7 protein-coding genes are annotated in these 8,802 nt (G+C 69.9%); all 7 read right to left on the reverse strand.

Going from position 1 to position 8,802, the window contains the following annotated elements; all coding sequences use genetic code 11:
• Positions 1–115: 115 nt before the first annotated feature.
• The 7 genes from pnp to infB all read right to left on the reverse strand — a co-directional run bounded on the left by pnp (position 116) and on the right by infB (position 8,560).
• Positions 116–2,269, reverse strand: a complete 2,154-nt coding sequence (pnp, locus tag D7X55_RS30010; protein ID WP_120549643.1) for a polyribonucleotide nucleotidyltransferase — start codon at positions 2,267–2,269, stop codon at positions 116–118.
• A gap of 401 nt (positions 2,270–2,670) precedes the next feature.
• Positions 2,671–2,940, reverse strand: coding sequence for a 30S ribosomal protein S15 (rpsO, locus tag D7X55_RS30015; protein ID WP_014398807.1), 270 nt, complete (start codon positions 2,938–2,940; stop codon positions 2,671–2,673).
• Positions 2,941–3,065: 125 nt separating this feature from the next.
• On the reverse strand, positions 3,066–3,395 hold the full coding sequence (locus D7X55_RS30020; RefSeq protein ID WP_120549644.1) for a MoaD/ThiS family protein: 330 nt from the start codon (positions 3,393–3,395) through the stop codon (positions 3,066–3,068).
• Position 3,396: 1 nt separating this feature from the next.
• Positions 3,397–4,260, reverse strand: coding sequence for a tRNA pseudouridine(55) synthase TruB (gene truB, locus D7X55_RS30025; RefSeq protein WP_120549645.1), 864 nt, complete (start codon positions 4,258–4,260; stop codon positions 3,397–3,399).
• A gap of 10 nt (positions 4,261–4,270) precedes the next feature.
• Positions 4,271–4,630 carry a 30S ribosome-binding factor RbfA gene (gene rbfA / locus D7X55_RS30030; protein WP_120523869.1) on the reverse strand — a complete coding sequence of 120 codons (360 nt, stop codon included), beginning with the start codon at positions 4,628–4,630 and terminating at the stop codon, positions 4,271–4,273.
• Positions 4,627–5,235 (reverse strand): DUF503 domain-containing protein, encoded by a 609-nt coding sequence (locus D7X55_RS30035; RefSeq protein WP_120549646.1) that lies wholly within the window; start codon positions 5,233–5,235, stop codon positions 4,627–4,629. Before D7X55_RS30035 ends, rbfA begins: the two co-directional genes overlap by 4 nt.
• 121 nt (positions 5,236–5,356) lie before the next feature.
• A complete protein-coding gene (gene infB / locus D7X55_RS30040) occupies positions 5,357–8,560 on the reverse strand; it encodes a translation initiation factor IF-2 (RefSeq protein WP_121724860.1) in 3,204 nt (1,067 codons plus the stop codon).
• Positions 8,561–8,802 lie beyond the last annotated feature (242 nt).

Raw genomic sequence — 8,802 nt, forward strand, 5'->3', positions numbered from 1 at the left:
AAGAGACAGCCCCCGCAATGACAACGCCCCGCCCCTTCGCGCCCGGAGGCGGGAGGAGACGGGGCGTTTCCAGTCGCGGCCTTCCTCACGGAGGGCCGCTACCCGGAGGCCGGACTCAGGCCTTCGCGTCCGGCGTGGTCGCCGGGGCGGCGGCCGCGGGGGGCGTGCCCTGCGCGGTGGCGCGCTCGGCCATGGCCTCCTTGCGCGACAGACGGATCTTGCCCGTCTTGTCGATGCTGACGACCTTCACCAGCACCTCGTCGCCCTCGCTCAGCACGTCCGACACGGTCTTCACGCGCTTGTCGGACAGCTCGGAGATGTGGATGAGGCCGTCGGTGCCCGGGAACAGCTCCACGAAGGCGCCGAACTCGGCGATCTTCCGGACGGTGCCGGTGTAGATCTTCCCGATCTCCGCCTCGCGCGTGAGCGCCTGGATCATCGCGATGGCCGCCTTCACCGCATCGCCGTTCGCGCTGGCGATGTCCACGCGGCCGGTGTCCTCGATGTTAATCGCGGCACCCGTGCGGGCGATGATGTCCTTGATCACCTTGCCGCCCGGCCCGATGACGTTCTTGATGAACTCCGGACGGATCTGGATGGTCGTGATGCGCGGCGCGAACTGGCTGATCTCCTTGCGCGGCGCGTTCAGCGTCTTCGCCATCTCCGCCAGGATGTGCACGCGGCCCTGACGCGCCTGCTCCAGCGCGCGGCTCATGATCTCCGTGGTGAGGCCGGTGATCTTGATGTCCATCTGGATGGACGTGATGCCCTTGGACGTGCCGCAGACCTTGAAGTCCATGTCGCCCAGGTGGTCCTCGTCACCCAGGATGTCGGACAGGATGGCGATCTTGTCGCCCTCCTTCACCAGGCCCATGGCGATGCCCGCCACCGGCGCCTTGATGGGCACGCCCGCGTCCATCAGCGCCAGCGTGCCACCGCACACGGACGCCATGGAGGACGAACCGTTGGACTCGAGGATCTCCGACACCAGACGCACCGTGTAGGGGAACGAGTCGCTGGCCGGAATCATGTTGCGCAGCGCGCGCTCCGCCAGGGCGCCGTGCCCCACCTCGCGACGGCCGGGGCCGCGCAGGGGCTTGGTCTCGTTCACGCTGAACGGCGGGAAGTTGTAGTGCAGCATGAAGCGCTTGAAGGCCTGGCCGCTGAGCAGCTCCAGCCGCTGCTCGTCCTCGCTGGTGCCCAGCGTGACGACCACCAGGGCCTGCGTCTCGCCGCGGGTGAACACCGCGCTGCCGTGCGTGCGGGGCAGCACGCCGACCTCGTTGGTGATGGTGCGCACCACGTCGTGGCCACGGTCACCGATGCGGCCACCGTTGACGGTGATTTCACGCATGTGGTCGTACTTCAGGTCCTCGATGACCTGCTTGGCGTGCTTCTCCACCTGCGGGGTGAACTCCGCGCCCAGCTTCTCCTTGAGCGCCGCCACCGCCGCCTTCTTCGTCTTGGAGAGCGACTCGTAGCGGGCCGCCTTCTCCTTGATGGCGTAGCCGGCCTTCACGCCCTCCAGCGCCAGCTCACGCACCTGGGCGCGCAGCCCCTCGTCGATGGTGGCCGGCTTGTCGTACGCACGGACCTGCTTCTTCAGCTCCGCGCGCATCTGGTCCTGCATGTCCAGCACGGGCTGGGCCTGCTGACGGCCGAAGTCCAGCGCCGCCACCATGTCCGCCTCGCTGACCTCCTCCGCGCCACCCTCCACCATCACGATGGCCTCGCGGCTCACCGCCATGACGAGGTCCAGGTCGCTCTGCTCGCGCTGCTTGGCGGTGGGGTTCGCCACGAACTGGCCGCCCACGCGGCCCACGCGGATGCCCGCGATGGGGCCGTTGAACGGGATGTCCGACACCCACAGCGCCGCGGAGGCGCCGGTGATGCCGTGGATGTCACCCTCGTTCTCCGAGTCCGCGGAGATGACGGACGCGATGACCTGCGTCTCGTAGGCGTAGCCTTCCGGGAACAGCGGACGGAGGGAGCGGTCCACCACGCGGGAGGCCAGCGTCTCCTTCTCCGTCAGGCGGCCCTCGCGCTTGAAGTAGCTGCCCGGGATGCGGCCCGCCGAGTACAGCTTCTCCTGGTACTCCACCGTGAGGGGCAGGAAGTCGATGTCCTTCTTCTCCCGCGCGCTCACCGCGGTGACGAGCAGCATGGTGTCGCCGTAGCGGACCACCACGGAACCGTCGGCCTGCTTGGCCAGGCGGCCCGTCTCGATGCTCAGCTCGTTCTCACCAATCTTGACGCTCTTCTTCAACATGTCGTGTGGCCTCTGTGCCTGCTTCGCGTGCGAGGACCCTTGCCAGCCGCGGCCCGCCCACGTGCGTGGGGCAGGAGCCGCCCGGAAAGGGGCCCTCTGGGATTGAGCGATCGCCAGGGCCTGAAGCAGGCACATGCCAGACGAACGCTGCCTGTACTGCGGAAACGGGCTCCGTTGCGGAGCGCCGGAGGGATGGACCAGACCTCTTGATCCCTGATCACACCCGCCCACCCGTGACTTCAGGTCGGCCGGTCTGAACGGAAACCAAAAGAGCCCGCCTCCACCTCTCCCTCGCCCACTCCTTCGCCCACGTCCGCGCTTCTGTTCTGAAACCGTGCTGCGTGCTGCCCAAATGCGCGGGGCGCTGGTGATGTGCCAGCGCCCCGGATGCTGCTCGAGGACTACTTGCGGATGCCGAGGCCCTCGATGAGCTTCTTGTAGCGGGCCACGTCCTTGGACTTGAGGTAGTCCAGCATGCGGCGGCGCTGACCGACCAGCTTCAGCAGACCGCGGCGGGAGTGGTGGTCCTTCTTGTGGGTCTTGAAGTGCTCGGTGAGCATGTTGATGCGCTCGGACAGCAGCGCCACCTGCACCTCGGGCGAGCCGGTGTCGGACTCGTGGGTGCGGAACTTCGTGACCAGCTCGCTCTTGCGTTCCTGATGCAACGACATGGGCTTCTTCCTGAATCCCGCTCCGGGGTGACTGCTCGTGCCGCCTGGGTCCGCGGAGGGGTACAGACCCGGCCACATGGTCCTACTAACGAGCGGGCCGCTTATAAGCTTCACCCCCTGGGGGGTCAACCTTCGCCGCCTGTCCGTCCGCCCTTGGAGGGCCGGGACAGTGCGAAGACGTACAACCGGCAGCCGCCGGGCATTCCGCCCCCGTCCGGGGAGAGCTCCCGGGCCGAGGCCTCGTCCATGGCCACGTGCAGGTACGGCCCCCCGGCCTCGCCGCCGTCCCCGGCCAGCAGCTGGCGGGTCCGGGGGTACAGCCGCAGCAGGGCCTCCACCACGTCGCCAATGCCCGCCGTCGCGGGCACGCCCAGGGTCAGCTCGCGCCGCCCGTCGAAGGCGCCGCGAAGGGCCGGGGCCACGCTCACGGAGATGTCATGGGTCCGGGTGGCCACTTCAGTTGAACACCCGCTGGTAGCGCAGCCGCCCGCCCACCACTTCCGCCATGGCGAGCAGCGCGTCATCCGGGCCCAGCACCCGCACCCGGCCCGGCACGGGGGCGACCTCCACGGGAACGCCGTGCAAGACCCGCCGGGCTTCGTCCGCGTTCACCCGGACCGCCGGCAGGTCCGTCAGCGAATCCGCCAGCGACACCAGCCGCCCGGCCACGGCCTCCCGCGACAGGGACGCCAGGTCCCCCAGGGGCAGCGCACGCGCCAGGGTGAACGGGCCGCTCATGGTGCGCCGCAGCGCCTCCAGGTGCGCCCCGCAGCCCAGCGCGCGGCCCAGGTCGTACGCCAGCGTGCGCACGTAGAAGCCCTTGGTGCACCGCACGGACAGGGTCAGCCGGTCCGCGGAGAAGTCGCGCAGCACCAGCTCGTGCACGGTGACGGTGCGGCTGGCCCGCTCCACCTCTTCCCCGGCACGCGCCAGCTCGTACAGCCGCTTCCCGGCCACCTTCACCGCCGAGTACATGGGCGGCACCTGCTCGAACGTGCCCCGGAAGCGGGCCAGGACGGCCTCCAGCAGCGGCGCCGTCAGCGGGGGCACCGGGGCCTGTGCCGTGGGCTTGCCCTGGGCGTCCTGGGTGTCCGTCTCGATGCCCAGCCGCACCACGGCGTCGTAGGCCTTGTCGCCTTCCGTGATGACGCCGGCGACCTTGGTGGCCTCGCCCAGGCACACCGGCAGCACGCCGGTGGCCATGGGGTCCAGCGTGCCCGTGTGGCCCGCCTTCTTCACCTTCAGCAGGCCGCGCACCTGGCGGACCACGTCGAAGGACGTGGGGCCCAGGGGCTTGTCGATGACGAGAACGCCGTCCATGAAGCGGGGCCTACCAGCCTTCCTTGCCGCGCACCTCGCGCAGGAGCCGGTCGATCTTATCGCCCTCGCCCACGGACGCGTCGAAGGCGAAGAAGATTTCCGGCGACACGCGCAGGTTGACCGCGGAGGTCACCTCGCGGCGCACGAAGCCCTTGGCCGCCTCCAGCCCCTTCTGCGTGTCCGCCTTCTCCTGGTCCGTGCCCAGCATCGAATAGAAGACCTTCGCCACCCGCAGGTCCGGCGACACCTTCACGCCGGTGATGGTGATGAAGCCAATGCGCGGGTCGCGCAATTCCCCCCGTGTCAGCAGGGCTCCGATGGCCGCCTGGATCTCCTGCCCCACGCGCTCGGGTCGTGCATGCGTCGTCATTTCTTCTCCCAATCTCGCGGGTTGCGCAGCGCCCGGGCCTTGGCCCGAGCGTCGTCCAGCGTCAGCGTTCCACCGTCACCCGTGGGCCTGGAAGTCCCGGGCCCGGGGCCCGCGCCCTCGTGCCGCTGCTCCCACGAACCCAGCCCCTCCGCCTCCGCCAGTGAACGGTCGCTGCGCAGGAAGCGCGCAATGGCCGCCTCCGAGTGCGCGTTCGCGTCCTCGGGCGACAGGTGGGCGCCCTCGGCCTCCGGCTCCGGCACCTTCGCCGGGGCGCGGAAGGCATGCGCCACGGGCCCCTTGTCCGAGTAGAGCGTGTCCCCGAAGGCGACGATCTCCGTCTCCCGGGCCATCAGCGGCGCGACGTACATCTCTTCGATGAAGTGGATGATCTTCCCCAGCTGCTCATCCACGTGAGGGCGCTCGTTGCCCACCACGGCCAGGGCCAGCGAGGCCTTCTGCCAGAGGTCCTGGTCGTCCACTTCCGCGACGGCCACGTTGAAGCGGGCCTTCACCCGGTCCGTCACCCGGCGCAGCACCTGGCGCTTGGACTTCAGCGAGGCGCTCTCCGGAATCTGGAGGGTGAGGCGTGCGACTCCCACGAACATAGAGGTCCCCCAGGCCAGCGGCCACCGGGGCGCGTCATCCACGCCCAGGCGCCGCCGCGTCGTCCATCCCCCGGGAAAGGTGGGGCCTTCCCCGGGGTCCGTCGAGTGCGCCTCTCAAGGACTACGAGAGGCTCTGCCGGGTCTCCTCGATCTCGTAGGCCTCGATGATGTCGCCGGCCTTGAGGTCGTTGAAGTTCTCGATGCCGATACCGCACTCGAAGCCCTGCGCGACTTCCTTCACGTCGTCCTTGAAGCGGCGCAGCGACGCCATCTTCCCGGAGAAGAGCTGCTTGTTCTCGCGCATGAGGCGCACGAACGAGCCGCGCTTCATCACGCCGTCCAGGACGGCCGCGCCGGCGATGGTGCCCAGCTTCGGAACGTTGAAGGTGTTGCGCACCTCCGCACGGCCCAGCTTGCGCTCGGTGCGGATGGGCTCCAGGAGGTTCTCCATCTCCAAGCGAACCCCGTCGATGAGCTCGTAGATGATGGAGTAGCTCTGCAGCGTCACCTGCTGCGCCTTGGCCGCGGCCTCGGAGCCCGACTCCGGCTTCACGTTGAAGCCCAGCACGACGCCCTTGGAAGCGGCGGCGCGCATGACGTCGGTCTCCGTGATGGCGCCCACGCCCGCGTCGATGATGACCACCCGCACCTTGTGCGTGGTGAGCTTCTCGACCGCCTGGCGCACCGCCTCCGCGGAGCCCTGCACGTCCGCCTTGATGATGACGCGCAGTTCCTTGGGGCCGCCGCCCGCCTTCGTCTTGGCGAAGAGCTGGTCCAGGGACTCGCGGCTGACCTTGCTGAGCTCGGTCTGCCGCTCCTTCATGCCGCGGTGGTCGGCGATCTGCTTGGCCGCCTTCTCGTCGGAGACGACGTTGATGGCGTCACCCGCGGTGGGCACGCCGGAGAGGCCCACGACCTCCGCGCAGTAGCCCGGCTTCACTTCCTTCACCGCCTCGCCGCGGCTGTTGTTCATGGCGCGGACGCGGCCGTAGTGCGTGCCGGTGACGATGGCGTCGCCCAGCTTGAGCGTGCCCTCCTGCACCAGCACCGTGGCCACGGGACCGCGGCCACGCTCCAGCTTCGCCTCCACGACGGCGCCCACGGACGGACGGGAGGGATTCGCCGTCAGCTCGAGGACTTCCGCCTGCAGCGCCAGGTTCTCCAGGAGGAGATCCAGGTTCATCTTCGTCTTCGCGGAGACGGGCACCATGATGGTGTCGCCGCCCCACTCTTCCGGCACCAGCTCCTGGCTCGCGAGGTCCTTCTTCACGCGGTCGGGGTTGGCGCCCGGGACGTCCATCTTGTTGATGGCGACGACGATGGGCACTTCCGCCTGCTTCGCGTGCTTGATGGCCTCGATGGTCTGGGGCATCACGCCGTCGTCCGCGGCCACCACCAGCACCACGATGTCCGTCACGTTGGCGCCACGGGCGCGCATGGACGTGAAGGCCTCGTGACCCGGGGTGTCCAGGAACGTGACGTCGCCGCGCGCGGTGGACACGCTGTACGCGCCGATGTGCTGGGTGATGCCGCCCGCCTCGCCCGAGGCCACGCTGGCCTGGCGGATGGCGTCCAGGAGGCTCGTCTTGCCGTGGTCGACGTGGCCCATGATGGTGACCACCGGCGGACGGGGACGCTCGTCCTCGGCCTTGGCCGCGACCTCCGGCAGGTAGTCCTCCACCTCGAAGCCGACGCGCTCCACCTTCCAGTGGTACTCGGTGGCGATGAGCTCCGCGGTGTCGGCGTCCAGAATCTGGTTCGCCGTGGCCATCTTCTGCATGCCCATCAGCTTCTTGATGAGCTCCGCGGTGCGGATACCCATGCGCTGACCCAGGTCGGAGACGCTGATGCCCTCCTGGAGCTTGATGACCTTCTTCTCCTCGGCCATCTGGGTGATCTGCGTCTTGGCGCCCTTCTTCGTGGGCTTGCGCTTCTTGCCGCGGACGGGGATCTGGATGCGGCCCCAGACCATGTCCGACAGCTCCTGCTTGGACACGCTGGTGGTCTCAGGACCCGTGCGCTTGCGCTGGCCACGCTCCTTGTTCTTGGAGACGTCCACCAGCTCGCGGCCGCGGCCCAGGTGATCCGGGACGACCTTGTACTCGCGCTTCTCCGTGCCCAGCGCCGTGCGGCCCGGGGCCATGGGGTACTGCTTGGCCTGGGTCGTGGTGGGCGTGACGCGGCGGACCTGGATGAGCGGACGCGAAATCACCACGGCCTGGGTGGCCGTGGGGCGCGCCTGGGCGCCCGGCGTGGGCGCGACCTGGGCGTGCGGGACGCCGCCGACCATGATGGTCGGGCCGGTCGGCTGCACCGGCGTGGCGCCGCCAGCGGCCGTGGGGGGCGAGGACGGACGCACCGGCCCCGTCTGGCCCGGACGCGCCTGGACAGGCACACCCGGACGGTTCATGGGCGGCCCACCCGGACGGCCCTGCATGGGCGCGCCAGGACGGCTGCCAGGCCCACCCGGACCACCCGGACGGCTCCCGGGACCACCCGGCCCCCCCGGACGGCTGCCCGGCGGCCCACCAGGGCGCCCACCCGTGGAGCCCGGACGCTGCACGTAACCGGGACCTCGGGAGATGACCGTCGCGGACGTCGACGTGGAAGAAGGCGTCCGTGCGGTAGGCGGGACCGGCGAGCGCGTAGGGGGGTTGGGCAAGCGGGGACTCTCCTGCGTAGGACTGCGCGGTGTCGCCGTGGCCGGGGTCGGCTCGGCGGCCCGGGGCGTCTCCACCACGGCCGCGGGAGGCGGAGTGGAGGGCGGCGTCACGGGCGGGGTGGCGGATGCGGCAACAGGCGAGGTGGCCGGGGCCTCGGGCGCGGCAGGCGCCTCCGGGGCAGCGGCGATGGTGGCGACGGTCGCCTCCGGCGGCGCGGCCGTCACGGCCGGGGCCTCCGGAGCGCGGGCCGACTCCACGGCGGTGGGCGGCGGCTCCACGGGCGCGGAGGGCGCCTGCGGGAGCTCCGGGGCCTCGGACCCGGCGGCCTGCGACTCGGGCGGAGCCTCCGGCTGCTCGTAGGCCTGCTCGGCCGACTGGGCGTAGGCGTCCTGGCTCTCCTGGGCGGACGTGCCCGCCGGAGGACCGACCTTGCGGCGCACCACGAAGCCCTTGGCGGCGACGGGAGCCGCGGCCTGCTTGGGCTTGCGCTTGTCCAGGATCTTCTGGACCGCGGCGGTGGCCTGGTCATCGTCCAGGGAGGACGAGTGGCTCTTGACGTCGTAACCCAGCCCGGCGAGCTCGGTCACGACCTCCTTGTTGTCGAGCTCAATCCCGTGGCTCTTGAGCTCCTTGGCGATTTCGTGAACGCGCTTCTTCGACATACCTTGATTGGCCTTCTGCTCCGCCGACGACGAGGCCGAGCACCCTAGTCCAAAGCCGAAATTGTGTGCGAGTGGTGCTTAACAGCCACCTCTCCCCGCAACCTCTCCACCCACCCGCCCTCACTCCCAGGCCTGTCCGAGTGCTGACGGGTCGACCTGCCCCGCCTTGCCCCGGAAGGCCCTGCCCAGCGCCTTACGCTTGAGCGCTGCCGTCAAACAACCGGCACCGCACAGGTACGCCC

The organism is Corallococcus sp. AB049A (assembly GCF_003668885.1).
Classification (GTDB): Bacteria; Myxococcota; Myxococcia; order Myxococcales; family Myxococcaceae; genus Corallococcus; species Corallococcus interemptor.

Excerpts from the sequence above, each read along its gene's own strand:
- truB (WP_120549645.1), bottom strand. The coding sequence starts at position 4,260 with ATGGACGGCGTTCTCGTCATCGACAAGCCCCTGGGCCCCACGTCCTTC.
- pnp (WP_120549643.1), bottom strand. The coding sequence starts at position 2,269 with ATGTTGAAGAAGAGCGTCAAGATTGGTGAGAACGAGCTGAGCATCGAG.
- rpsO (WP_014398807.1), bottom strand. The coding sequence starts at position 2,940 with ATGTCGTTGCATCAGGAACGCAAGAGCGAGCTGGTCACGAAGTTCCGC.
- rbfA (WP_120523869.1), bottom strand. The coding sequence starts at position 4,630 with ATGACGACGCATGCACGACCCGAGCGCGTGGGGCAGGAGATCCAGGCG.
- D7X55_RS30035 (WP_120549646.1), bottom strand. The coding sequence starts at position 5,235 with ATGTTCGTGGGAGTCGCACGCCTCACCCTCCAGATTCCGGAGAGCGCC.
- infB (WP_121724860.1), bottom strand. The coding sequence starts at position 8,560 with ATGTCGAAGAAGCGCGTTCACGAAATCGCCAAGGAGCTCAAGAGCCAC.